15 protein-coding genes are annotated in these 26,382 nt (G+C 64.3%); 13 read left to right on the top strand and 2 right to left on the bottom strand.

The window, feature by feature from the left end:
* Positions 1–5: 5 nt before the first annotated feature.
* The 6 genes from ccoS (at position 6) to G9C89_RS08510 (ending at position 4,839) form a co-directional block, all read left to right on the top strand.
* Positions 6–224 carry a cbb3-type cytochrome oxidase assembly protein CcoS gene (gene ccoS, locus G9C89_RS08535; RefSeq protein WP_172147405.1) on the top strand — a complete coding sequence of 73 codons (219 nt, stop codon included), beginning with the start codon at positions 6–8 and terminating at the stop codon, positions 222–224.
* The gene (locus G9C89_RS08530) at positions 217–900 is read left to right on the top strand and encodes a sulfite exporter TauE/SafE family protein (RefSeq protein WP_172147403.1); all 684 of its coding nucleotides are present in this window, start codon (positions 217–219) and stop codon (positions 898–900) included. Before ccoS ends, G9C89_RS08530 begins: the two co-directional genes overlap by 8 nt.
* 218 nt (positions 901–1,118) lie before the next feature.
* Entirely contained in the window at positions 1,119–2,501 is a 1,383-nt protein-coding gene (gene hemN / locus G9C89_RS08525) for an oxygen-independent coproporphyrinogen III oxidase (protein WP_172147401.1), read from the top strand.
* 163 nt (positions 2,502–2,664) lie between these two features.
* Positions 2,665–3,399 (top strand): fumarate/nitrate reduction transcriptional regulator Fnr, encoded by a 735-nt coding sequence (gene fnr / locus G9C89_RS08520; RefSeq protein ID WP_172147399.1) that lies wholly within the window; start codon positions 2,665–2,667, stop codon positions 3,397–3,399.
* Between the two features lie 70 nt (positions 3,400–3,469).
* Positions 3,470–4,018: an adenine phosphoribosyltransferase gene (locus tag G9C89_RS08515; protein ID WP_172147397.1), complete on the top strand. Its 549-nt coding sequence runs from the start codon at positions 3,470–3,472 to the stop codon at positions 4,016–4,018.
* Positions 4,019–4,020: 2 nt separating this feature from the next.
* Positions 4,021–4,839: an ion transporter gene (locus G9C89_RS08510; protein ID WP_172147395.1), complete on the top strand. Its 819-nt coding sequence runs from the start codon at positions 4,021–4,023 to the stop codon at positions 4,837–4,839.
* A gap of 22 nt (positions 4,840–4,861) precedes the next feature.
* Here the strand turns inward: G9C89_RS08510 and G9C89_RS08505 are convergent, their stop codons facing one another.
* The gene (locus tag G9C89_RS08505) at positions 4,862–5,560 is read right to left on the bottom strand and encodes a DUF6901 family protein (RefSeq protein ID WP_178115488.1); all 699 of its coding nucleotides are present in this window, start codon (positions 5,558–5,560) and stop codon (positions 4,862–4,864) included.
* 158 nt (positions 5,561–5,718) lie between these two features.
* Between G9C89_RS08505 and G9C89_RS08500 the strand changes: the two genes are divergently transcribed.
* Genes G9C89_RS08500 through G9C89_RS25410 form a run of 4 tightly spaced genes read left to right on the top strand, consistent with a single transcriptional unit; the run spans position 5,719 to position 14,686 of the window.
* Entirely contained in the window at positions 5,719–7,014 is a 1,296-nt protein-coding gene (locus G9C89_RS08500) for an ATP-binding protein (RefSeq protein ID WP_172147393.1), read from the top strand.
* Positions 7,007–8,350: an HD domain-containing phosphohydrolase gene (locus G9C89_RS08495; RefSeq protein WP_172147391.1), complete on the top strand. Its 1,344-nt coding sequence runs from the start codon at positions 7,007–7,009 to the stop codon at positions 8,348–8,350. The genes G9C89_RS08500 and G9C89_RS08495 overlap by 8 nt, the downstream gene beginning before the upstream one ends.
* The gene (locus G9C89_RS08490) at positions 8,347–8,889 is read left to right on the top strand and encodes a response regulator (protein WP_172147389.1); all 543 of its coding nucleotides are present in this window, start codon (positions 8,347–8,349) and stop codon (positions 8,887–8,889) included. Before G9C89_RS08495 ends, G9C89_RS08490 begins: the two co-directional genes overlap by 4 nt.
* Positions 8,890–8,932: 43 nt before the next feature.
* On the top strand, positions 8,933–14,686 hold the full coding sequence (locus tag G9C89_RS25410; RefSeq protein WP_172147387.1) for an EAL domain-containing protein: 5,754 nt from the start codon (positions 8,933–8,935) through the stop codon (positions 14,684–14,686).
* A gap of 255 nt (positions 14,687–14,941) precedes the next feature.
* On the opposite strand, the gene G9C89_RS08480 is transcribed toward G9C89_RS25410, so the two are convergent.
* Complete coding sequence (locus tag G9C89_RS08480; protein WP_256674136.1) at positions 14,942–15,181, bottom strand: hypothetical protein; 240 nt, start codon at positions 15,179–15,181, stop codon at positions 14,942–14,944.
* Between the two features lie 234 nt (positions 15,182–15,415).
* Between G9C89_RS08480 and G9C89_RS08475 the strand changes: the two genes are divergently transcribed.
* From G9C89_RS08475 to G9C89_RS08465, 3 genes are all read left to right on the top strand, one after another.
* Positions 15,416–16,606, top strand: a complete 1,191-nt coding sequence (locus tag G9C89_RS08475; protein WP_172147383.1) for an MFS transporter — start codon at positions 15,416–15,418, stop codon at positions 16,604–16,606.
* A 389-nt stretch (positions 16,607–16,995) separates the two neighbouring features.
* The gene (locus tag G9C89_RS08470) at positions 16,996–25,626 is read left to right on the top strand and encodes a GH36-type glycosyl hydrolase domain-containing protein (RefSeq protein ID WP_172147381.1); all 8,631 of its coding nucleotides are present in this window, start codon (positions 16,996–16,998) and stop codon (positions 25,624–25,626) included.
* The gene (locus G9C89_RS08465) at positions 25,626–26,360 is read left to right on the top strand and encodes a S1 family peptidase (RefSeq protein ID WP_172147379.1); all 735 of its coding nucleotides are present in this window, start codon (positions 25,626–25,628) and stop codon (positions 26,358–26,360) included. The genes G9C89_RS08470 and G9C89_RS08465 overlap by 1 nt, the downstream gene beginning before the upstream one ends.
* The last annotated feature ends 22 nt before the right edge of the window (positions 26,361–26,382 follow it).

Genomic DNA, 26,382 nt, shown 5'->3' with positions numbered 1-26,382 from the left:
ACCCCATGCCCGCGCTCTACATTCTGATCCCGGTTGCCATTGCCCTGGTCGGCTTCGCCATCTGGCTGTTCTTCTGGGCCGTCGACAGCGGCCAGTACGACGACCTCGACGGCCCGGCCCACAGCATCCTGTTCGACGACGAAGACCCCATGCACAAGGCCGGCGTCAGCCAGGCGCAAAAGCCCGACGAGCCAACCGACGACGAGGCGCCACCCCGTGCTTGAACTGGCGCCCCTGCTGTTGTCTGCCCTGATCCTCGGCCTGCTTGGTGGTGGCCACTGCCTGGGCATGTGTGGCGGCCTGATGAGCGCACTGACCCTGGCCATACCGGCGGAACAGCGCGCGCAACGCTTGCAGCTATTACTCGCCTACAATTTCGGCCGGATTTTCAGCTATGCCCTTGCCGGCCTGCTCCTCGGCCTGGCCGGCTGGGCCCTGGCCAGCAGCCCGGCGGCCATGCTGTTGCGGGTTGTCGCAGCGCTGCTGCTGATCGCCATGGGCCTGTACCTGGCCGGCTGGTGGAGCGGCCTGACCCGCATCGAAGCACTCGGCCGCGGTCTGTGGCGCTACATCCAGCCGCTGACCCGCCGTTTCATGCCGGTCACCAGCCTGCCGCGCGCCTTGCTGCTTGGCGGCCTGTGGGGCTGGCTGCCGTGCGGCCTGGTCTACAGCACCCTGCTCTGGGCGGCGAGCCAGGGCGACGCGCTCGACAGCGCCGCGCTGATGCTGGCGTTCGGCATCGGCACCCTGCCGGTGCTGCTGGCCACCGGCATGGCGGCCGAACGCGTGACCGCGTTGCTGCGCAAACAGGGCGTGCGCATGGCGGGCGGCCTGCTGGTGATCCTCTTCGGCCTGTGGACCCTGCCCGGCCCCCATCAACACTGGCTGATGGGGCATTGAGGCACGAGCAGGGAAACCAATCTAATGGCGCTCTACTCGCGGCTATAAGTCGATGCGCTAAGTGGCCGCGTCGCCCAACCCGAAATTTCCCCCATCCCGGCACCCTCATCTGCCGCTCTGCAACCTTGCCCCCGAACTCCCGTTGACACAGGTCAAGACGCTCAAGAGCCCGCTTGCATAGACTCCCGGCATTGATAGTTGGATCGGGGATTACCCGCATGCTTGACGCCATCCACTGGGATACGGACCTGATCCGTCGCTACGACCAGGCCGGGCCGCGTTACACCTCCTACCCCACCGCCGTGCAGATGCACAGCGGTGTCGGTTCATTCGAACTGCTGCACGCGCTGCGCGAAAGCCGCAAGGAATTGCGCCCGCTGTCACTCTATGTGCATGTGCCCTTCTGCGCGCACGTCTGCTACTACTGCGCCTGCAACAAGGTGATCACCAAGGATCGCGGGCGCGCCCAACCCTATCTGCGTGAGCTGGAACACGAGATGGCGATCATCAGCCATCACCTCGACCGCAACCAGCGCGTCGAACAGCTGCACTTTGGCGGTGGCACGCCGACGTTTCTCAGCCATGACGAACTGCGTCACCTGATGAGCCAACTGCGCCAGCACTTCAACCTGCTGGATGACGACTCCGGCGACTACAGCATCGAGATCGACCCGCGCGAAGCCGACTGGTCGACCATGGGCCTGCTGCGTGAACTGGGTTTCAACCGGGTCAGCCTCGGCGTGCAAGACCTCGACCCAGCGGTACAGCGCGCGGTCAATCGCCTGCAAACCCTGGAAGAGACCCGCTCCATCGTCGAAGCCGCGCATACCCTGCAGTTCCGCTCGGTCAATATCGACCTGATCTACGGCCTGCCCAAGCAGACCCCGCAAAGCTTCGCCCTGACCCTGGACGAGATCATCGCCCTGCAGCCTGATCGGCTGTCGCTCTTCAACTACGCCCACCTGCCCGAGCGGTTCATGCCACAACGGCGCATCGACAGCAACGACCTGCCCAGCCCGGCAGACAAACTGGCGATACTGCAGGCCAGCATCGCCCAACTCAGTGCCGCCGGTTACCGTTATATCGGCATGGATCACTTCGCCCTGGCCGACGACGAACTGGCCAGTGCCCAGGAAGACGGCAGCCTGCAGCGCAATTTCCAGGGCTACACCACCCACGGCCATTGCGACCTGATCGGCCTCGGTGTCTCGGCCATCAGCCAGATCGGCGACCTCTACTGCCAGAATGACAGCGACCTGAACCAGTACCAGCAAAGCCTGGCCACTGGCCAACTGGCCACCCGGCGCGGGCTGCACTGCAATGCCGATGACCGGGTCCGCCGCGCGGTGATTCAGCAGCTGATCTGCCATTTCCACCTGAGTTTCGCCGAGATCGAGCAGGCCCACGGCATCCAGTTCCGTGCGTACTTTGCCGAGATCTGGCCACAACTGGAGCAGATGGCCCGGGACGACCTGATCAGCCTCAGCCCTGAAGGCATCAACGTGCGCCCCGCCGGTCGCCTGCTGGTCCGTTCACTGTGCATGCTGTTCGATCACTACCTCAACCAGGACAGCCAGCAGCGCTTCTCGCGGGTGATTTAGCAGCGTAAGCCGCGGTCAACCGCTAAACGCATAACCAGCGGTTATGAGCCGGTACTGTAAAGCCGCGTTCAGCGAGCCAATTAAGACTTTCCTCGACTGGCTGAGACCGCCACCCTGCTGTAACCTTACGAGCATTGCGTGTTTTACCTAGGAATCGACGCCGATGTCCGGAAGCATCAAGCTGCATACGCCACATCAAGCTCATTGCAAGGATTGCAGTCTGGCGACCTTGTGCCTACCGCTTTCGCTGAACATGGAAGACATGAATGCGCTGGACGAGATCGTCAAGCGCGGTCGCCCGCTGAAAAAGGGCGAATTCCTGTTTCGCCAGGGCGATGTCTTCGGCTCGGTGTTCGCCGTGCGTTCCGGCGCACTGAAGACCTTCAGCCTGAGCGACGGTGGCGAAGAACAGATCACCGGGTTCCACCTGCCCAGCGAACTGGTCGGCCTGTCGGGCATGGACACCGAGACCTATCCGGTATCGGCGCAGGCCCTGGAGACCACGTCGGTCTGTGAAATCCCCTTCGAGCGGCTCGATGAGCTGTCGATCCTGCTACCGCAACTGCGGCGCCAGTTGATGCGAGTGATGAGCCGGGAAATCCGCGACGACCAGCAGATGATGCTGCTGCTGTCGAAGAAAACCGCCGACGAACGCATTGCCACCTTTCTGGTCAACCTGTCTGCCCGCTTCCGCGCCAGGGGCTTTTCCCCCAACCAGTTCCGCCTGGCCATGTCGCGCAACGAAATTGGTAACTATTTGGGCCTTGCGGTGGAAACCGTCTCCCGGGTATTTACCCGCTTCCAGCAGAACCAATTGCTCGAAGCCGAAGGTAAGTCGGTGCATATTCTCGACCCCATCGAACTGTGCGCCCTGGCCGGCGGCAACCTCGACGGCTGACCGAAGCAGGAGCGTCGGTCGCCAACAGCCGGCGCCTTACGCCACTCCAGTCAGCGGCAGGACTCTTACGATGATTTTCGACGAATTCAGTATCAAAACCTTGATCCGCCCGGTCGCGGACTTTCCCAGGCCCGGGGTGACTTTTCGCGACATCACCCCGCTGCTGCAGTCGCCACGCGCCCTGCGCATGGTCGCCGACAGCTTTATCCAGCGCTATGTCGAAGCCGAGTTCAGCCATATCGGCGCCATGGATGCCCGCGGCTTTCTGATTGGCTCGATCATGGCTTATGAACTGAACAAGCCGCTGATCCTGTTTCGCAAGCAGGGCAAACTGCCAGGCGATGTGCTGCGCGAGAGCTACCAGAGCGAGTACGGCGAGGCCTTTCTCGAAGTGCAGGCCGACAGCCTCTGCGACGGCAACCAGATCCTCATGTTCGACGACCTGATCGCCACCGGTGGCACCCTGCTGGCTGCTGCACAACTGGTGCGGCGCATGGGCGCGAGCATTTATGAAGCCGCCGCGATCATCGACCTGCCCGAGCTGGGCGGCTCGGAAAAACTCCAAGACATCGGCATTCCGACCTTTACCCTCACCGCCTTCGCCCTAGACGACCGCTAACCATGCCCGAAAATACCCTGACCCCGAGCTACGGCACTTGGCGCGAGCGCTTGGCCGACCTGATGGAAAGCCCGGGCATCACCCGCCTGGTGACTGGCCTGATCATCCTCAATGCGGCAATCCTCGGCATGGAAACCTCGCCAAGCCTGATGGCCGACTGGGGCAACCTGCTGCTGGCACTGGACAAGCTGATCCTCGGCCTGTTCATCCTCGAACTGGCACTGCGCTTCGTCGCCCGCGGTGCCGGCCTGCTACGCGACCCGTGGGCGGTATTCGATTGCCTGGTAGTGGGCGTCGCCCTGGTGCCAGCCAGCGGCCCATTCGCCGTGTTGCGTGCACTCAGGGTATTGCGGGTTTTGCGGCTGATCTCGATCAATCCGAACATGCGCCGGGTGGTGCAGGCCCTGCTGTCTTCGCTGCCGGGCATGGGCAGCATCGCCATGCTCCTGGGCCTGGTGTTCTACGTGGCGGCGGTGATGGCCACCCAGTTGTTCGGTGAGGCTTTCCCCGAATGGTTCGGCAGCCTCGGCGCCAGCCTCTATACCCTGTTCCAGGTGATGACCCTGGAAAGCTGGTCGATGGGTATCGTGCGCCCGGTGATGGAACAATTCCCGCTGGCCTGGCTGTACTTTCTGCCGTTCATCCTGATCGCCACCTTCATGATGCTCAACCTGTTCATCGCGGTAGTGGTCAATGCCATGCAAGCCACCCACGATCAGGAAGCACTCCAGGCGCCGCCCTCGAAGACCGAACAACTGCTGCTCGATGAACTGAAAGCCCTGCGCGCAGAAGTCGCCGAACTGCGCCAGCCACGCGCCTGAGCCGCTCCCGAGCCACCCTGATCTACTCGAAAAACACCTCGAAGAAACGATCCAGTTCGCCCTCGTACTGATCCAGGAAATACAGGGTGTCGGCCGCCAGCAAGTCGAGCAGGATCATGCCGTTCGGCCCCGAATCTTCACCGGCCGCTGCGCGCAGGCGCGCCGTCACGCCCAGATTGACCTGACGCAAGTTGCGATACACCTCACGCAAGCCGCTCAGCGACCAGTCCGCACTCATGCCACGCTGCTGGCGCAGGTATTGCCCAAGGAGGTAAGTGCCGAACACCCGGTACAGCGTTTCGTCGCTGCCGCTGAACGGCAGGTGAAACCAGGCCATGGCTTTAAGCTGTCGCGTGTATGGACAGCCCGAAGCGGCGCCAAGCACACCCAGCAGCGAACCGAAAGCACGCTGCAGCGAGGTACGCTGACGGATATCCCGCCCCCGCCACAGCACACGCACAGCCACCTCCTCATAGGACGGCATCTGCGCCAACACCTCGACCGGCTGCACCAAGGCGACGGCAAAAGGACAGTGGGGAGTCTCTGCATCACGCAGCGGACAATGTCCACATTGCTGGAATCCGAGGCGCGTCCAGTCTGGCAGCGCGGCGTCTGGCGCACCGGGCAGTGCCGCCAAATCGACCTGATGCTGCCAACTGCGACCATCGGCGAACTCGAAGTGGTACTGGATGACCGAGTCATCCGTTGCAGACTGCGCCATGGGCTAACCTGAGTGGCAGAGTTATTAAAAATAAGTGTGGCAGCGAACGGCCAGCATCACCATAATTTCGACGTCAAAATAAAGTCAAAAACCGAAGTACAAAGTGCGACCCAGGCAACGTAAATAACTTACGGCCTGATAGCCAAGCGGAGTTCGCCATGGATAGCAGCCAAAGTGAATTGGCCTCTGCTCTTGTTGAGCACATCGAGATCGGCGTGATCATCCTCGATGACGAGCTACGGATTCAGCACTGGAACAACTTCGTGACGCAGTGTAGCGGCAAGCGCCTCGAGCAGGCACAGCAACAGCTGCTGACCCGCATATTCCCGGAAGCCGACAGCCTCTGCCTGAGCAAGATGCTGGCTTCCGCTCGCGACCATGGCGAGCATGTCTACACCGAGTGGCGCGAAACCCCCTACCTGATTCAGCTGCCATTCGACACTTGCGGCAAGCCAGCCCCGCTGATGCTGCAGAGCACCCTGCTGTTCCCATTCAAGCGCAGCGATGGCCAGCCGCTGTTTGGCCTGATCCTGTACGACAGCAGCGAATTCGCCCGCGACAACAAACAACTGGATACCGCCCTGCAGGCCTTGAGCAGCAAGCAGATCGAGCAGGAACTGCTGATCATGAAGCTGGAAAAAGCCAATGCCCAGCTCATGCAATCGGAAAAACTCGCCGCCATCGGCCAGCTCGCTGCCGGCGTGGCGCACGAGATCAATAACCCGATCGGTTATGTGTTCTCCAATTTGCAGACCCTCGCCGGTTACGTTCATGACCTGCTGCGAATCATCGACGCGGTGGATGGCGCGGTCAGCCTGGAAGAGTTGCGGCAGCTCAAGCGCAGCCTGGAGTACGACTATATCCGCAACGATGTCGAGGCGCTGATCGGCGAATCCGGGGATGGCATCGAGCGAGTCAAGAAGATCATCGCCGCGCTCAAGGATTTCTCCCATTTCGAGGAGGATGAATTCCGCCTCGCCGACCTGCATCGTGGCCTCGATACCACCCTTAACGTGGTCAATAACGAGCTCAAGTACAAAGCCGAGGTGATCAAGGAATACGGCCAGCTGCCGGCAGTGGAATGCATGCCCTCGCAAATCAACCAGGTCATGATGAACCTGCTGGTCAACGCCGCCCACGCCATCGAGCAGTTCGGCCGCATTACCCTGCGCAGCGGGCACGAAAACGACTGGGTCTGGCTGGAAGTGGAGGATACCGGCCACGGCATCGCTGCGCATGTCCTCAACCGCATCTACGAGCCGTTCTTCACCACCAAGCCGGTGGGCAAAGGTACCGGCCTGGGCTTGTCGCTGTCTTATAACATCGTGCGCAAGCACAATGGTCGTATCGAGGTGTTCAGCACGCCTGGCCAGGGCACACGCTTTCGTGTCTGGTTACCAGCCCTGCAGCCCGCCCAGCCACTGATCAAGGAGGACGTCGCTCACCATGAGTGAACCGAACACCATCGCCAACGTCCTGCTGGTGGACGACGAAGAAAACATCCTCAGCAGCCTGCGCCGCGTGCTCAGGGGTGAAGGCTACAGCGTGCAGATCGCCAATGGCGGCGAGCAGGCCCTGCAAATCCTGCGCAGCCAACCGATCGACCTGGTGATTTCCGACGCCCGCATGCCGGGCATGGACGGCGCCACCCTGCTGGCCGAAGTGCAGAAGCACTGGCCCGAGACCATGCGCATCCTGCTTACCGGCTACGCCGACATCAGCACCACCATTCGCGCCATCAACCAGGGGCAGATCTACCGCTACATCAGCAAGCCCTGGGACGACGACGAACTGCGCCTGACCATGCGCCAGGCCCTGGCCTACCAACACTCGGAGCGCGAGCGGGTGCGCCTGGAAGCGCGGAGCCTGGAACAGAACCAGCGCCTGCAGGAACTCAATGAAACCCTGGAACAGCGGGTCATGGCGCGCACCGCGGAGCTGGAACAGACCGCCGACATGCTCGACCTGGCTTACGAAGAGCTCAAGCGCAGCTATGTCACGGCAACCGAGGTGTTCTCCAGCCTGGTCAACCAACGCATCCCCAAGGACAAGCAGACCAATACCCAAGTCATCGCCCTGGTTCGCGCCTATGCCGAAGTGCACGGCCTCGACGCCGCCCCCAGCCGCGATCTGACCATGGCCGCCGCGCTCTACAATATCGGCAAGCTGACCTGGGACGATCAACTGCTCAGCCGCCCTTCCGATCTGCTCTACAAGCAGGAGCGCGAACGCTACCGGCAGTACCCGGTTCAAGGCGAGAACCTGCTGATGACCCTGGAGCCACTGCAGGATGCGGCCCGACTGATCCGCCATCACCAGGAACGCTGGGACGGCAGCGGCTTCCCCGACCACCTCAAGGGCGAAGCCGCGCCTTTCGGTTCACGCCTGCTGAAACTGGCGGTGGATTTCATCGAATTGCAGCGCGGCAGCATTCTCGAGCGCAGGCTAAACCGCGATGAGGCCCTGTTGCTGATCAACAAATACAGCGGGCGCCTCTACGATCCGCAGTTGTGCGAGCGATTCATCACCCTCTGCACCGAGCTGGCGCCGGACATCACCCTGGCCGACCCGAGCATTCTCGCCCTGGATACCCGCCGCCTGGAACCTGGCATGGTGCTGGCCCGCAACCTGCACGCCGACAACGGCATGCTGCTGCTCAATGAGGGCAAACCGCTGACCGCTCTGTTAATCGACAAGCTGATCGCCTTCGAAGCCAGCGAAAGTGGCCACTACACCCTGTTTGTCCGCACCGCCGAGGATGCCACGCTGGCCACGGAGAAGACGCCATGATCAAGATTCAACTGCTGGATGACGAGCCGCAAATCCTCAAGGCGTTGCAACGGGTGCTGCGCCCGCACGACTGGGAAGTGCATGCCTTCAGCGACGTCCAGCAAGCCCTGGAGGCACTGACCGAGCATGAGTACGCGGTGATCGTCTCCGACTTGAAGATGCCGCACCTGGACGGCGTCACCTACCTGCAGTTCGCCAAGCAGCGTCAGCCCAATGCCATGCGCATACTGCTGACCGGCCATTGCGACCGCAACTCGATGATGCAGGCGATCAACCAGGCGGAGGTCTACCGCTTCATCGCCAAACCCTGGGAAGACTTCGAGATCGAAGTCGCGTTGCGTGGCGCCATCGACCTGTTTCTCCTGCGCGACGAAAACCAGCGCTTGCTCATGCAGGTGCGCCAACAACAAAGCGCCCTCGAGCGCCAGCAGCAGGAATTGCTGCGCCTGGAGGTCGAACATCCCGGCCTTACCCGAGTACGCCGCGACAGCGATGGTTCAGTGCTGATCGACGAGCTGGACGACGCTCAAGCCAACTGATGATCATCCGTGCTACCCGGCGCAGATCGATAAGGACTCGAGGATGGACATCAAGACCCACCACGTGATTTACCAGGCCTATCTGCACATCCTGGCCTTCACCATTCTGGCCCTCAGCGGCATCAGCCTGCTGGACTACCTGTTCTGGTGGCAGCCCGACGCTGCCCAGGTGGTGCTCCTGCCGGACAGCGCCCTGGCAGGGCTGTTGCTCGGCCTCGGACTCCTCGGCTGCATCCAGCAAAAGCCCCGGCTGGCCAACCCGGCGCTCGGCCTGTTGCTCGGGCTGGCGCTCTACAGCCTGGCGCACAACCTGTTAAGCGGCAGTCCGGAGCAAGGCCAATCGCTGATCAGCGGTTATCAGCGCATGCGCAGCTCCCTGGCCCTGCTGTTCTGCCTGCTCGCCATTGGCCTGCTGAGCAGCCAGTGGGGCCGCAAAGGCCAGCGCCTGAACGCCATGCTCGGCTGCGCAGCGCTGGCGCTGGCCGGCCTGTCACTACTGTCATCCTGGCTGCCGGAACTCGACGCCTGGCGCCTGGGTTACAACATCAACGTCAGCCGCCCGGCCAATCTGTTCGCCGTGTCCATGGGCCTTGTGCTGCTTTGCCTCACGCTGCTACCCACCGAGCGCCAGCACCTGCTCGTGCGCAGCACCATCCTGACCGGCGCCCTCGGCACCCTGATCACCTGCAGCGTCTGGTATCTGCTGACCCTGCAGAACATCGAGTCGAGCAGCCGACAAAGCGAACTGCTGCAGGCCAAGCAGCAAAATTCGATCACCAGCAGCCTGGATACCCGTCTCGCGCTGATCCAGCGCACAGCGGAACATTGGGCGGTCAACGGAAAGCTGCCCACCCACGCACAATGGCAACAAGAAAGCCGCAACTATCTGCGTGATTTTGCCGATATCGGGATGATCGCCCTGCTCGATGAGCATTTGCGTCCACAACGGCTGCTCGGCCGCGGCCAGGCGGAAACCGAACAGCTAAGCAGCCTGCTCGGCCAAGCCAGTCCGCGCGCCTGGCTAGAGCGCCTCCCCCACGACGGCAAGGCGCACATGAGCGAGGCCTATGACCTCGCCGCCCAGCCCCGGGGGCTGATGGCGATCCGCCTGTCCTTGCCGGACAACCCTGACTGGACGCTGGTAGCCAGCCTGGACCTGACCCGTACCCTGCAGGACGGCCTGGGCAGTGAGCCGCATGACAACGACGTAAGGATCTACCAGGGCGAGCAGTTGCTGTTCGACAAAACCAGCCACCCGCCCGGGGCGACCGGCACCAGCAAGATGCTCGGGCCGACCGCCAACAACTGGCGCCTGGTCAGCTACCAGGTCGCCGACACGACCAGCCCGACCTCCAACCACTTGCCCGGCATCGTGGTGCTGTTCGGCCTGGCCTTCAGCCTCGTCATCATGGTCAGTCAGCGCCTGGCCCTGCTGGCCATCGAGCACTCCAAACACCTGCAGCAGAGCAACCGGAGGCTTGAGCGCAGCCTGCGCCGCCAGGCCGAGCTGCAGGAGCTCAATCAACGGATCATGGACTACTCCATGGACGTGCTCTGCTCGATCGACGCCCAGGGCCGCTTCACCCGAGTCAGCCCGTCCGCCAGCACAGTGCTCGGCTACTCGCCAGAAGAGCTGCTGGGGCAAGCCTACCTGCAGTTCATCGTGCCCGAAGACCGCGAACGCACTCAGGCCACGGTCGACGCCATCATGGCGGGCGAATCCCATCACAGCTTTCGCAACAGCTCGCGCCGCAAGGATGGCAGCCTTGTCCACCTGCTCTGGTCCGCAGGCTGGTCGGAGAACGACCGCACCCTGTTTGCCGTGGCCCATGACGTCACCCGCCTGGTGTACAACGAAGCCTACGCCGAGGATCAGCGCGACATCCTCAGCATGATCTCCACCGACCAAGCGCTGCCGGATATCCTCAGAACCATCTGCCTGCTGGCCGAATCTCAGGCGCCCGGCACCCTGTGCTCGGTGCTGCTGGTCGATAAAGAGCAGAAACACCTGATCCACGGCGCTACGCCGAGCCTGCCAGAGAGCTTCAACCAGGCAGTGCATGGCATCGCCATCGGCCCCAGTGTCGGTTCTTGTGGCACGGCCGTGTATCGCCGCCAATTGGTCATCGTCGAAGACATCGACAGCGACCCGCTCTGGCATGAGTTTCGTGACCTGGCCTTGCAGCATGGCCTGCATGCCTGCTGGTCGATCCCGCTGATCTCCCACCACGGCGACGTACTCGGCACCTTCGCCATCTACAGCCAGCAACCCGGCGCCCCGGACGACGAGCATCTGCAACTGATGGCCACCGTCGGCCAGCTGGCTGCCATCGCCATCGAACGCCAGCACGACCGCCTGCGCCTGCAGGCAAGCGAACAGCGCTACCGCTCGCTGTTCACCTTCAACCCCAATCCGGTGTTTTCGTTCGACCTGAACGGCAATTTCGAGAGCATGAACCAGGCAGGCTGCCAGCTATCCGGCTACAGCGAAGCACAGTTGCTCGGACAACACATGTCGATGCTGGTACACAACGAAGACCTGACACTGATCCAGGACTACATCGATTCCGCCAGCAACGGCGACAGCCAAAGCCATGAAGTTCGCTGCCGCAACAGTGACGGGCAACTGCTGGAAGTGGACATCACCAACCTGCCGATCATCATCGACGAGAAAATTGTCGGGGTGTTCGCCATCGCCAAGGACATCAGCGAGCGCAACCGCATGACCCGCGCCCTGCGCGAAGCGTTGCAGCACTCCGAACACCAGGCCGAACTGCTGCGCGGCCTGAGTGAAACCGCCGTCAACATCAACAGCATCATGGGCACCCAATCGCTGCTGGACTACATGAGCGAACGCCTGCGCTTGCTGCTCGGGGCACACCAGGCGGCCATGAGCCTGAACCGGGCCGGCAACTGGACCCAGTCGATCAACGCCGTCTCGCTCTCGGAAAAATACGCCGCCTGGAAGGGTGCGTCCAACCCGTCCGCCGACAGCGCTATCCACTCCCTGACCGACGAGATCGATCAGCCGACCCTGCTGACCCAGGCCGAACTGGAACAGCACCCCTGCTGGCCGGAGCTGAACAGTACCGACAATCAGCACCCGCCCATGCGCGGCTTGCTTGCGGTGCCCCTGAATGACCATAGCGGGGCCCATTTCGGTCTGCTGCAGTTATCGGACAAGTACGACGGCGAATTCAACCCGGACGACCTGGCGATTGCCCAGCAGTTTGCCCAGATGGCCGTCGCGGTACTGGAAAACAACCGCCTGATGCAAGCGGTGATCACCGGCGAACGCCGCCTGAAAACCCAGCTGGAGTTCACCTCGGCGATCACCAACAGCATCGCCGAGGGCCTGTTGGCGGTAGATCGCCAGGGCCTGCTGAGCTTCGTCAACCCGACCGCCGCCGAACTGCTCGGCCAACCGGCGCAAGTGCTGCTCGGCCAGGCACTGGCCAGCTACCTGCCGCTGGCGCTCAACGACAGCGAGCATAACCAGCGAACCAGCAGTTACCACGGCGAAATCAGGCTGGCGCCGACATCGCCGGGCGAGCGCTATATCGCCTACGACAGCGCCCCGCTGCTCGATGATGATGCACCGCAGGGCTGGGTGGTCGCCTTTCGCGACATCACCGCCCAGAAGGAGGCGGACAAGCAGCTGCGTCTGCTCAAGCGCAGCCTGGAAGCCAGTTACAACGGCGCTCTGGTCTGCGATGCGCTGGCCGATGACCAGCCGATCATCTACGTCAACCCGGCCTTCGAACGCATCACCGGCTACAGCGCGGAAGAAGTCATCGGGCGCAATTGCCGCTTTCTTCAAGGGGCTGAGCGCGAACAAGCCGGCATCAACGAAATTCGCCAGGGTCTGGCGGAAAAGCGCGAAACCCATGTGGTGTTGCGCAACTTCCGCAAGGACGGCACCCCCTTCTGGAACGATCTGTATATCGCCCCGGTGCCTGACGAGGAGGGCAAGATCACCCATTTCATCGGCGTGCAGAACGATATTTCCGAGCGCAAACGCTACGAATCCGAACTGGCCTACAACGCCAGCCACGATGTCCTCACCGGCCTGCCCAACCGCTCGCTGCTGGAGGATCGTCTGAACCAGGGTTGCCAGATCAGCCGCCGCTACAAGCGCAGCCTGGCGGTGATGTTCATCGACCTGGATGGCTTCAAGCCGGTCAACGACAGCATGGGGCACAGTGCCGGCGATCTGATTCTGGTCGAAGTGGCGCGCCGCATGAACCAGCAGGTCCGTCCAGGCGACACCGTGGCGCGGCTGGGCGGTGACGAGTTCATTGTCATCCTGCCGGACCTGGCCCGTGAAGAGGACGTGCTGCTGGTGGCAGACCGGATCATGGAGAGCATCGCGCGGCCCTATACGGTCGGCGGCGTCGATCTGCACATCACCGCGAGCATCGGCATCACCCTCAACGACGGCAGCCTCGAACAGCCAATGCAACTGATCCAGCAGGCCGACCTGGCCATGTTCAAAGCCAAGCAACAGGGCCGCAACAACTATCAGTGGTACACCGAGGATCTCAACCAGAAGGTCAGCGAGCGGGTAACCTTGCGCAACCAGCTGCAGAAAGCCATCGACACCGAAGCCTTCGAACTCTACTACCAGCCGCAGATCGACAGTCGCACGGGCCGGGTGATTGGTTATGAGGCGCTGTTGCGCTGGCAACACGCCGAGCAGGGGTTTATTTCGCCGGCGCAATTCGTGCCCATCGCCGAGGACACCGGGCAGATCATTCCGCTCAGCGAGTGGGTACTCAAAACCGCCTGCCGCGATGCCCGCCTGCTGCTCGATCAAGGCTTCAATGGCGCAGTGATGGCCGTGAACATTTCACCGGTGCAGTTCCAGCGCGCCAACTTCGTCGAGTTCGTGCGCAGCAGCCTCATCCAGGCCCAGCTGCCGGCCGAACTGCTGGAGCTGGAAATCACCGAAACCGTGTTGCTGGCGAATGCCGAGCGGGCCATCTTCACCCTGCACGCCCTGAAAGACCTGGGCGTACGCATCGCCATCGATGATTTCGGCACCGGCTTCTCCAGCCTCAACTACCTCAAGCGCCTGCCGATCGACAAGGTCAAGATCGACCGCTCCTTCATCCAGGACGTGATCAGCGACCGGCATGATGCGGCGATCACCCAAGGCATCATTTCCATGGCCCACCACCTGAAGCTCAAGGTGATCGCCGAAGGCGTGGAAACCGAGGCGCAAGTCGCCTTCCTGAAGAAAAGCCACTGCGATGAATTCCAGGGCTACTACTTCGCCAAGCCCATACCGCTGGCAACCCTGAAACATTACCTCCAGCAGCGCGCCAAGGATCGCCTGCCCGCAGCAGAGAGCGCTGCCGAAAGCAGCACACAGACCCTGCTCCTGCTCGATGACGAAGAGAATATTCTGCGCGCCCTGACCCGGGTACTAAGGCGCGACGGCTATCACGTGCTTACCGCCAACCGCGCACAAGATGCCTTCGCCCTGCTGGCAAAGCACGAGGTCCAGGTCATTCTCTCCGACCAGCGCATGCCGGAAATGAACGGCACCGCGTTCTTCAGCCGGGTCAAGGACCTCTATCCGGATACCATCCGCATTGTGCTCTCCGGCTACACCGACCTGACATCGGTGACCGAGGCGATCAACCAGGGCGCCATCTACAAGTTCCTCACCAAACCCTGGGACGACGCGCAACTGCGGGCCACTGTCGCCCAGGCATTCCAACACCATGAACTGGCCCAGCCCAAAGAGGACAATCCAGCGCCACAAGATAATCCAGCGCCTGGAAAAGACTGATGGCGCGGCAGGACAGCCCAGCGAACCGGTGGCTGCGCCGAACCCGCCGCTGGCTGATCAGCATGATTTCCTGACCGGCAGCGGCGGCCAGCAACCCTCTGCCAAGAGGCAGTGAGCAAGCTCGGCGAGTCGCCTGGTGGCAGTCTGCAGCAGTTCGCCGGCGCAGGGCTTGCCGCCCTCCATCCGGGACCTGACGGCCCAGGGCGGCAAACACCGGCGCTCGTGCGCCAACCCGACAATCACCTGCTGCTGAAATCAGATATCCACGCCCGGCGCCCAGGGATTGCTGCCGACGCGGCGATCCTTGTTACTCCGTCGTTCTTCCTGGAAGCGGATATCGGCGCGGCGATCCTGCACCTTGCGCCGTTCGCCGCCACCGCGGGTATCGATCTGGAACTTGGCTCGGCCCTTGCTCACCCCCTCCTCGACTTGCTCGGCGAGGGGTTCGAGCGCCAGGTCTTCGAGGGAAATGTCGGAATTTTCATGACTGGCCATTGGCGTACTCCACGTCATCCTGCCTTACTCATTGAACTCACCTGACAGCCGCATGGCGTTCGCAACAGGCGGGAGTTCTTTCACAAACTCTCAGCGCTCCCTTGCTGACCAGGTCTGTGGATAGGCTAGTACGGCTTGGCCCGGCACGACAGGCTCGTCGTCGCCTTGTTCGCGGCAGAAATTGGCGGCGAACGGCAGCCAGCGCCGCGCATCGGCTTTCCGGGAGGCAAGCGCATGCCAAGGTTTGCAGTCAAACCCGCCCAGGGCATCCCGCACACGATCTGGGCGCTGGGCCTGGTCAGCTTGTTCATGGATGTGTCATCGGAGCTGGTGCACAGCCTGCTGCCGCTGTTTCTGGTGGGTACGCTGGGCGCCAGCATGCTGACGGTCGGGCTGATAGAAGGGCTGGCCGAGGCCAGCGCGTTGCTGGTCAAGGTGTTTTCCGGCGCGCTCAGCGATTTCATCGGCCGGCGCAAAGGCTTGCTGCTGCTTGGTTACGGCCTCGCGGCGCTGAGCAAACCGCTGTTTCCCCTGGCTGACTCGGCGGAAACGGTTTTCATCGCACGCCTGCTGGACAGGATCGGCAAGGGCATCCGTGGCGCCCCGCGCGATGCGCTGATCGCCGATGTGGCCCCGGCCGCTATCCGTGGTGCCTGCTTCGGGCTGCGCCAGTCGATGGATACCGCCGGCGCCTTTCTCGGGCCGATCCTGGCGATCCTGCTGATGCTCTGGTTCAGCGGCGATATCACCCAGGTGTTGTGGTTTGCGCCTATCCCCGCACTGCTGGCGGTGGTCACGCTCTGGGCCGGGGTCAGCGAACCGGCACGCCCAGCGCGTGCCCTGGCGTTACGTTCGCCGGTGCGCCTGCAATCCCTGGCTCGATTCTCCAAGGCATTCTGGTGGGTGGTCGGCATCGGCGCGGTGTTCACCCTGGCCCGCTTCAGCGAAGCCTTTCTGCTGCTGCGCGCCGAGCAGTTGGGCCTCCCCGCCGCCTGGGTGCCGCTGGTCATGGTGGTGATGGCGGCGTTCTACATGCTCTCGGCCTACCCGGTGGGCAAGTGGTCGGATCGCATCGAGCGCAGCACCTTGCTGGGCGCCAGCTTGCTGCTGCTGATCCTCGCCGATCTACTGCTGGCCTGGGCCGGTTCGGTCATCACGGTGCTGCTCGGCGTCGCCCTGTGGGGCCTGCATATGGGCTTCAGCCAGGGCATTCTGGCAGCACTGGTGGCGGACACCACGCCAGCCGAGCTCAAGGGCAGCGCCTTTGGCCTGTTCAACCTGGTCAGTGGCATCGCCGTGCTGCTGGCCAGCGCGACCGCCGGCTGGCTGTGGCAGTCCTATGGCGCCCCAGTGGCCTTCTACGCCGGCACCGCCCTGGCGGCAACGGCTCTGCTCCTGCTACGCGTCAGGCGAACTGGGCAATGAAGCCGCCATATGGCCAACTCGCAACCGCGACGCCGCCCTTCACCCGTACTGCTTATCGGAAATCCGGCCAACCCTGAGCAGACCGGAGCAATTCGCGGTCAGACAACAGGCATGCCTTTGCTGTATCTTCGAGCCCATGCTGCGACAGCAGCCTTCCTGATGAGAGGCCCACGCTAGGCGGGCCCCGCACCTCATCGACGCAACTGACTGTGCACAGGCTTACAGACCCGCCATGGCGGGTTCTGCCATTGCACAAGGCCAGTACGGTGAAGTGGCAGAAGCCCGAAAGCGGCCTCTGAAGTTCTTCCGAAAGCATGCCGTAGCGCCCTTTGATAGGCTCAGCCGGATCGAGTCCTATTGCATTTTCAATGCTGGCCAGGAAGGCATCCATGAACTCGTTTCTTCGCTCCATTCTCGGCCCCCGTCCCCTCTCACCACCCTGGACTGACCCCGCGCCGGTACGCCAGGAGCTCTTCGGCGTCGAGCGCCTGGAACAACACGCCCACAGCCTTGCTGCGGTTCAGTCGGTGACCGCGCATCCGCCGACAGTGCTGTCGCTGCATGTCCGGCTCGATGACAATGCCAAGGTATTGCTCGCCGCCTACAGGGCCAGCGCCGCGGAGCTGGAGCAGAATCGCAGCGTAGTGCCGGCCGCAGAATGGCTGCTGGACAATTACCACCTGGTCGAAGCCCAGATCCGCGAGATTCGCGATGATTTGCCGCCGGGCTTCTATCGCCAGCTACCGAAGCTGGGCCATGGTCCGTTCGCCGGCTATCCACGGGTGTTCGGTCTGGCCTGGGCCTTCGTCGCCCATACCGACAGCCACTTCGACCCCGACACGCTGCGCCGCTTCATCAGCGCTTATCAGCGGGTTCAGCCACTGACCATTGGCGAGCTATGGGCCGTGGCCATCACCTTGCGCATCGTGCTGATCGAAAACCTGCGCCGCCTGGCCGACCAGATCAGCGCCGGCCGCGCCGCCCGCGCCGAGGCCGATGCCCTGGCCATTCGCCTGCTGGCAGCAGGTTCCGCGCGCAGCGCCCTGGAGGCGGAGGTCGCCACGCGCAAGGCCGGGCCAATGTCCGAGCCTTTCGCCGCAGAACTGGCCAAATGCCTGCGGGACCAGGATCCCAGGACCACCCCGGCGCTGGGCTGGCTGGAAGAACAGCTCAGCCTGCAAGGTGCCTCGATCGATGACGTGGTGCAGCGCTCGCAGCAGCGCCAGGGCGCGTCCAACCTCAGCGTGCGCAACGTCATCACCAGCATGCGACTGATTTCCGATATCGACTGGGCCGAGCTGTTCGAGAGCGTCAGCCTGGTCGATGAGCGTCTAGGCGCGGGCAGCGCCTTTGCCAGCATGGATTTCCCCACCCGCAACCTGTACCGCAGCGCGATCGAACAGCTGGCCCGCGGTTCCTCGGCCACGGAACTGGAAGTGGCCGGCCTGGCCCTGGCGGCGGCTCAGCATGCCGAGCAAAGCAGGCAAGGGGAACAGGCCGAGCGCGTCGGCGACCCGGGCTACCACCTGATCGCCGAAGGGCGTCGGGCGCTGGAACAGGCCATCGGCTTCAAGCCGCCGGTGCGCCTGCGCTTCAGTCGCCTCAAGATCCGCCTGGGTATCGCCGGCTATGTCGGCAGCATTCTGCTGGTGGCCACGAGCTTGCTCGCGCTGGCGTTGTGGACGCTGTCGATGCCCAGCGTGACGGCTGGCTGGCTGCTGCTGTTGGCCGTGCTCGGCTTCCTCCCGGCCACCGAAGTGGCGACGGCGCTGGTCAATCGCACGGTCACCTGGAGCTTCGGCGCCATGACCCTGCCCGGCCTGGAACTCACCAACGGGGTGCCGCAAGCGCTGCGCACCCTGGTTGCGGTGCCGACCCTGCTGACCAGCGAGGCCGATCTGCTGGAGCAAATCGAGCGTCTGGAAGTCCATCACCTTGCCGGTGCCGGTGGCGATCTGACTTTCGCCCTGCTCACCGACGGGCTGGACGCCGATCAGCAAGTGGTCGCGACCGATGCCCCGCTACTGGCCGTGGCGGTCGCGGCCATCGCCCTGCTCAATCAGCGGTATGGGCCAGCCCCGGGTGGCAGCCGCTTCCTGCTGCTGCACCGCCATCGGCAGTTCAATGCCGGCGAAAACACCTGGATGGGCTGGGAACGCAAACGCGGCAAGCTGCATGAGCTCAATCGGCTGCTGCGCGGTGCCAGCGACACCAGCTACATGACCCTGGCGGGTTGCACCCAGCAGGTGCCTGCGGATGTGCGTTACGTCATCACCCTGGATGCCGATACGCGGCTGCCGCGCGATGCGGCGCTGCGCCTGATCGGCAAGATGGGTCACCCGCTGAATCGGCCGCGCTTCAGCGACAGCTTGCAGCGCGTCACCAGCGGCTATGCGATTCTGCAACCGCGGGTCACGCCGTCCTTGCCGGTCGGACGCGAAGGCTCGTTCTATCAACGGGTGTTTTCCAGCCCTGGCGGCATGGACCCTTACGCGGCGGCGGTTTCCGACGTCTACCAGGACCTGTTCGGCGAAGGCTCCTACACCGGCAAGGGCATCTATGACATCGATGCCTTCGAGGCCGCCCTGGCCAGCCGGGTGCCGGAAAACTCGATGCTCAGCCATGACTTGTTCGAGGGTATTTTCGCCCGTGCCGGCCTCGCCTCGGATGTCGAGGTCGTCGAAGAATTTCCCTCGCGCTACGACGTGGCAAGCAAGCGCCAGCACCGCTGGACCCGCGGCGATTGGCAACTGCTGCCCTGGATCTTCGGGACGCGCAGCGGTCACCTGGCGGTTCCCTCGATCGGCTGCTTCAAGATGCTCGATAACCTGCGCCGCTCGCTGCTGGCCCCGCTGACCTTGCTCGCCCTGGCGGCCTGCTGGCTGCTGCCGATGCCGGCCGCCTTGAGCGCGACCCTGCTGATGCTCGCGGCCATGGCGATCCCGGCCTTCCTGCCCACCTTCTTCGCCCTGCTGCCACAACACAGCGGTGTGCGTCTGCCCAACCATCTGCGCCGGCTGCTCGCCGACCTGAAACTCGCCACGGCGCAGACCCTGCTGTCGCTGGCCTTTCTGCCCGACAGCGCCTGGCGCATGCTCGATGCCATCGGCAGAACCCTGGCGCGGCTGGCAATCACCCGCAGCAACCTGCTGCAATGGACCACCGCGGCACAGTCAGCCATCAGCCCGCGCCTGAACCTACGAGGTTTCTATCGCGGCATGGCCGGTTCGACCACCCTTGGCCTGCTGGTCGCGGCCGGCGCGGTGGCCTTCGCCCCCGCTTCCTGGCCCGTGGTGCTGCCTTTCGCCCTGCTCTGGCTGGGCGCACCGGCACTTGCCTTGCGCGCCAGCCGCTCGCCACGGGTCGCCCGCAGTCTCGCCCTGAGCGAGTCGGACGCGCGCGACTTGCGCCTCACCGCCCGGCGTACCTGGCGCTTCTTCGAGACCTTCGTGACCCCGGTGGACAACATGCTGCCGCCGGACAATTTCCAGGAAGATCCGCAGCCAGTGGTGGCTCATCGCACCTCGCCGACCAACATGGGCCTCTACCTGCTCTCGACCATTGCCGCCCGCGACTTTGGCTGGGCCGGCACCCTGCAGACCGTCGAACGCCTGGAAACCACCCTCGCCTGCATGCTCGGCCTGCAGCGCCACAGGGGCCACTTCTTCAACTGGTACGACACCCAGGACCTGCGCGCACTCGAACCGGCCTATGTGTCATCGGTCGACAGCGGCAATCTCGCCGGCCACCTGATCGTGCTCGCCAATGCCTGCGAAGAGTGGTTCGCCATGCCGCTCGCCCCACAGGCACGCCAAGGCATGCAGGACAACCTGCACCTGGCCCGAACCACCATCGACGCCTTGTCCGCCAACAGCGAGCGCGGCCAGCAGCTCGCCGCCCTGCTCGACGATATTGCCGCCCAGTTGCAGGGCGCGCAAGCGCTGGAGACAATCTCCGCACCGCTCAAACGCCTGACGGAAAAGGCCGCCAAGCTGGCTCAGGAGATCGCCCCCAGCGTCGGCGAGGACGGCTTGACCGATCTGCTGTTCTGGCTCGAGGCGCTCGGCCTGAGCCTGACCGAACATGCGCGTGACCGGCAGCAGGCCGACGCCGCAGTCGCCGGCCTCAGGTTGCGCCTGCAGGCACTGGCCGGCACCGCGCGGGAGATGGCGCTGGCGATGGACTTCGCCTTCCTGCTCGACCCCGAGCGCAAACTGCTGTCGATCGGCTACGGCCTCGTCGACAACCGCCTCGACCCGAGCTGCTATGACCTGCTGGCCTCGGAAGCCCGTCTCGCCAGCCTGTTCGCCATCGCCAAGGGCGATGTGAGCACCCGCCACTGGTTCCGCCTCGGCCGCACCGCGACCCCGCTGGGCAACGGCTCGGCGCTGATTTCCTGGTCCGGCTCGATGTTCGAATACCTGATGCCGTCGCTGATCATGCGCGCGCCGAGCGGCAGCCTGCTCGAGCAGACCAACCGCCTGGTGGTGCAGCGTCAGCAGGACTATGGGCAGGCACAGAACATCCCCTGGGGTATTTCCGAGTCCGCCTATAACGCCCGCGACATGGAGCTCACCTACCAGTATTCGAACTTCGGCGTGCCCGGCCTCGGCCTCAAGCGCGGCCTCGCCGAGAACGTGGTGATTGCGCCCTATGCCTCGGGTTTGGCGACCATGATCGACCCGCAAGGCGCGCAACAGAACTACCAGCGCCTGAGCGACATGGGCGCGCTTGGCCGTTACGGCTTCTATGAGGCCCTCGACTTCACGCCCAGCCGCCTGCCCAATGGCCAGCGCGTGGCCATCGTGCGCAACTTCATGGCCCACCACCAGGGCATGACCATAGTGGCCATCGCCAACACCTTGCAGGATGGGCAGATGCGCGAGCGCTTCCATCGCGAGCCAATGATCCAGGCCTGTGAACTGCTATTGCAGGAGCGCATGCCGCGCGACGTGGCGGTTGCCCATCCACGCGCCGAGGAAGTGAAGATTCGGGCGCCGGAGGTCGGCAGCGACGCGCAGACCATGCGCCGCCTGACCGGTTCGGCAGCCGATGCACCGCCGATCACCCACCTGCTGACCAATGGCCGTTATGCCGTGATGTTGACCGGCGCGGGCGCCGGTTACAGCCGTTGGCGCGACATCGCCATCACCCGCTGGCGCGAAGACGCGACCCGCGACGACTGCGGCTCGTTCATCTTCCTGCGCGATACCCAGGACGGCCGGGTCTGGTCCGCCGGCGGTCAGCCGATCGGCAGCACAGCGGACTCCCACGAAGTGCTGTTCGCCGAGGATCACGCCGAGTTCATCCGCCACGATGGCCGCTTGACCACCTCCATGGAGGTGCTGGTGTCCGGCGAGGATGACGGCGAAGTGCGCCGCGTCTCCCTGGCCAACAGCGGCCGCCAGGCGCGTGAGATCGAGCTGACCTCCTACGCCGAAGTGGTATTGACCACGCCCGCCAGCGACAACGCGCACCCGGCGTTCGCCAAGCTGTTCGTGGTCACCGAATACCTCGCCGAGTTCGGCGCCCTGCTCGCCACCCGCCGCCCACACGCTGAGGCTGAGGCGCAGGTGTGGGCGGCGCACTTTGCCGTGGTCGAAGGCGAGATAGTCGCCGATCCACAGTACGAGTCCGACCGCGCACGCTTTATCGGCCAGCGCCCGAGCATCGCCGCAGCCGCGGTGATCGTCGATGGCCAGGCACTGTCGAACACGGTCGGCACCGTGCTCGACCCGATCTTCGCGCTCAAGTACCTGGTCAGCATCGCCCCGGGCAAGGCCGCACGGGTCGCCTTCTGGACCCTGGTCGCCGCCTCGCGGGCCGAGTTGCTCGACCTGATCGACAAACACCATGACCGCAGTGCATTCGAGCGCGCCAAGACCCTGGCCTGGACCCAGGCCCAGGTGCAGCTGCGCCACCTCGATATCCAGGCTGCGGAAGCGGCCGACTTCCAGCGGCTGGCCGCGCCCATTCTGTACGCCGATCCACGTTTCCGCGCGCCGTCGAAGGCGATCCTGCGTGGCGCCGGGGCGCAGGCCGGGCTCTGGCCCCACGGGATTTCCGGCGACCTGCCGATCGTCCTGCTGCGCATCGACGACATCCAGGAAATCGCCCAGGTACGCCAATTGCTGCGTGCCCACGAATACTGGCGAATGAAGCGCCTCGGCGTCGATCTGGTGATCCTCAACGAGCACGCCTCCTCGTACCTGCAGGACCTGCAGATCGCCATCGAGACCGCGGTGCGCCGCAGCCAGTCGCGTCAGCGTTTCGGCGCCGAACTGGCACAGGGTTCGGTCTATGTGCTGCGCGCCGACCTGCTGAGCGTCGCCGCCCGCGCCTTGCTGCGCTCGATCGCCCGGGTCGCGCTGATCGCCCGCCGCGGCCCGATTGCCAATCAACTGGTCAACCACCTCAGCGCCGCCCCGGCCCTGCCGCCACGGGCATCCGCCCAGTTGCCGACGGCGCCTGCGCCAGCGCAAGCGCTGGCCGAACAGGCCGCAGCCAGCGAACTCGCCACGGATCTGGAGTTTTTCAACGGCCTGGGCGGTTTCGCCAACAACGGCCGCGAATATGTGACCCTGCTGCAGGCCGGCCGCAACACGCCGGCACCCTGGATCAACGTGATCGCCAACCCGGGCTTCGGCTTCCAGGCCTCGGCGCAAGGCAGCGGCTACACCTGGGCCGAAAACAGCCGGGAAAACCAGCTCACGCCCTGGTCCAACGACCCGGTCACCGATCCCTGCGGCGAAGCCTTCTATGTGCGTGACGAAGACAGCCTGGCCCTGTACAGCGCCACGGCGCAGCCGATCCGCGATGACGGCCTGTACATCGCCCGCCACGGCCACGGCTACAGTCGCTTCGAGCATCAGGTGGACGGCATCGCCCTGGAGTTGCTGCAGTACGTGGCGCTGGCCGACCCGATCAAGATTTCCCGACTGACCCTGCGCAACCTCTCGGGCCAAGCGCGCCGGTTTTCCCTCACCGCCTACAGCGAATGGGTACTGGGCACCGCCCGGGGTGCGTCGGCGCCGTTTATCACCACCCAGGTCGATGCCGGCAGCGGTGTGCTGCTGGCGCGCAATCCCTGGAGTAACGCCTTTGCCGGACGGGTCGCCTTTGCCGACCTCGGCGGGCGGCAATCCTCATGGACCGGCGATCGCTGCGAGTTTCTCGGCCGCAATGGCAACGCGGCGGCACCCGCCGCGCTACTCGGCAACGCTCCCCTGTCCGGCACCACTGGCGCCGGCTTTGATCCCTGCGCCGCGCTGCAGTGCAGCATTGAATTGGCGGCGGGCGAGAGTGTGGAAGTGGTCGCGTTCATCGGCCAGTGCGCCTCCAGCGAAGCCGCCACAGCCCTGGTCGAACGTTACCGGGTAGCCGATCTCGACGCGGTACTCAAGGCAGTCACCGACCACTGGCAGAACGCACTCGGCGCGGTACAGGTGCAGACTCCCGACCGCGCCATGGACATCATGCTCAACGGCTGGCTGCTCTATCAGACCCTCGCCTGCCGCATCTGGGCGCGCTCGGCGTTCTACCAGGCCAGCGGCGCCTACGGCTTCCGCGATCAGCTGCAGGACGGCATGGCCCTGACCTTTTCCCAGCCCGAGGCCACGCGCAGCCATATCCTGCGCGCCGCCAGCCGGCAGTTCGTCGAGGGCGACGTGCAGCACTGGTGGCTGCCACATTCCGGCCAGGGGGTGCGCACGCGCATCTCGGATGACCGCGTCTGGCTGGCCTTCGCCACCGCAAGCTATATCGCGGTGGCCGACGACCCGGCGATCCTCGACGAGCAGGTGACGTTCCTCGACGGGCCGCTGTTGAAGCCCGAGGAGCACGATGCCTTCTTCCAGCCGATGGTCGCCGCCGAAGAGGCCTCACTGTTCGAGCACTGCGCCCGGGGCCTCGAGCAGTGTCTGCAACTGACCGGCAAACTCGGCCTGCCACTGATCGGCGGTGGCGACTGGAACGACGGCATGAACCGCGTCGGCGAAGGCGGCCAGGGCGAAAGCGTGTGGCTCGGCTGGCTGCTGCTGCGCACCCTCGAGCTGTTCGTCCCCTTGGCCCTGGCGCGGCCAACCATCGGCGACGCCGAGCGTGCAGAGCGCTGGCGCGAGCACGCCCTGGCGCTGCGTGCGGCGCTGGAGCGCGAGGCCTGGGATGGCCAGTGGTATCGCCGGGCCACCTTCGACGACGGCACCTGGCTCGGCTCGCACACCAGCGCCGAATGCCGCATCGACTCGATTGCCCAATCCTGGGCGGTGTTGTCCGGCGCTGCCGACCCCGTGCGCGCGGCCATGGCCATGCAATCGCTGCAACAGCAACTGGTCCGCCAAGATGAGGGCATCGCCCTGCTGTTCACCCCGCCCTTCGACAAGACGCCGCTCGAGCCTGGCTATATCAAGGGCTATCCACCCGGCCTGCGGGAAAATGGCGGGCAATACAGCCATGCCGCGATGTGGGTCATCCTCGCCCACGCCAAGCTGAGCGCCGGTGACCAGGCCTGCGCGCTGTTCGCCCTGCTCAACCCGATCAACCATGCGCGCACAGCCGAAGAGAGCCAACGCTACAAGGTCGAGCCCTACGTGGTGGCGGCCGATGTCTATGGGGTCGCCCCGCATAGCGGCCGGGGCGGCTGGACCTGGTACACCGGCGCGGCCGGCTGGATGTACCGCGCCGGGGTCGAGGGGATTCTCGGCATTCGCCGCGAAGGCGCCTGGCTGATCGTCGCTCCCTGCATCAGCGCGGCCTGGCCGGCGTTTTCGGCCACGGTAAGCCTGGGGTCCAGCCAGTACCGGATCGAGGTGGACAACCCCGCGCGCCGTTGTCGCGGCATCGCCCATGCCCAGCTCGACGGTGTGCCCATCAGCCATGCCGAGGGTGGCGTACGCGTGCCCCTGGACGGGCAGAGCCACAGTTTGCTGATCACCCTGGGCGGCATCACCCGCAGCAGCCAGAGCCCTCCGGACGCTGCGCTGCGGCCCCGGGCCAGCCTGGAGAACCCAAGGACAGCATGATGATCGAACCCTTGCTGCTCACCGCAGCCCGCCTCTGTACCTTCAATCAGCACCAGCAGCTGACCAATGCCAGCAGCTTCTTCTTCGCCCGCGACGAGCGCCTGTTCCTGGTCACCAGCCGGCACGTGATGATCGATGCGCAGAATCAGCACTTCCCCGATCGCATCGAGATCGAACTGCATACCGATCCGGACAACATCGCCCAGTCCATCGGCATTTCCATCCCGCTCTACCGCGACGGTGAAAGCCTGTGGCGCCAGGGCCTCGACACCACCGGCGAAATCGATGTGGCGGTGATCGAGCTGGACCGCGCCGCCTTACCCGCAACCGCGCTGTATCGCGCCTTCACCCCCGAGCACCTGTATGGGCCGACCGCCGAGGTCGAGGTCGGCACGTCCCTGCTGGTGGTCGGTTTCCCCCTGGGTTTCCACGACACCCTGCACCACATGCCGGTGGTGCGCCAGGCGGTGATCGCCTCGTCCTTCGGTTTGCGCTTTCAGAGCAAAGGCTACTTTCTCAGCGATGCGCGGACTCACCGCGGCATCAGTGGCGCGCCCGTGGTGACGCGGGTCGCCGACACCCCGGAGAACGGCCTCGGCGACCTGCCATGGATGCTCCTGGGCGTGCACTCGGCACGCCTCGACGTGGGCACCCGCGACCTGCAGCTGGACGAGGCCCTCGGGCTCAACTGCACCTGGTACGCCGACATCCTGCTGACCCTGACCGAGCAGTGAAAAGCGGCCGAACTCGGCGGCG

This window comes from Pseudomonas tumuqii, from assembly GCF_013184545.1.
GTDB lineage: Bacteria > Pseudomonadota > Gammaproteobacteria > Pseudomonadales > Pseudomonadaceae > Aquipseudomonas > Aquipseudomonas tumuqii.
The sequence above is the reverse complement of the archived record's forward strand: the minus strand, read 5'-3'. Positions and strand labels throughout refer to the sequence as shown.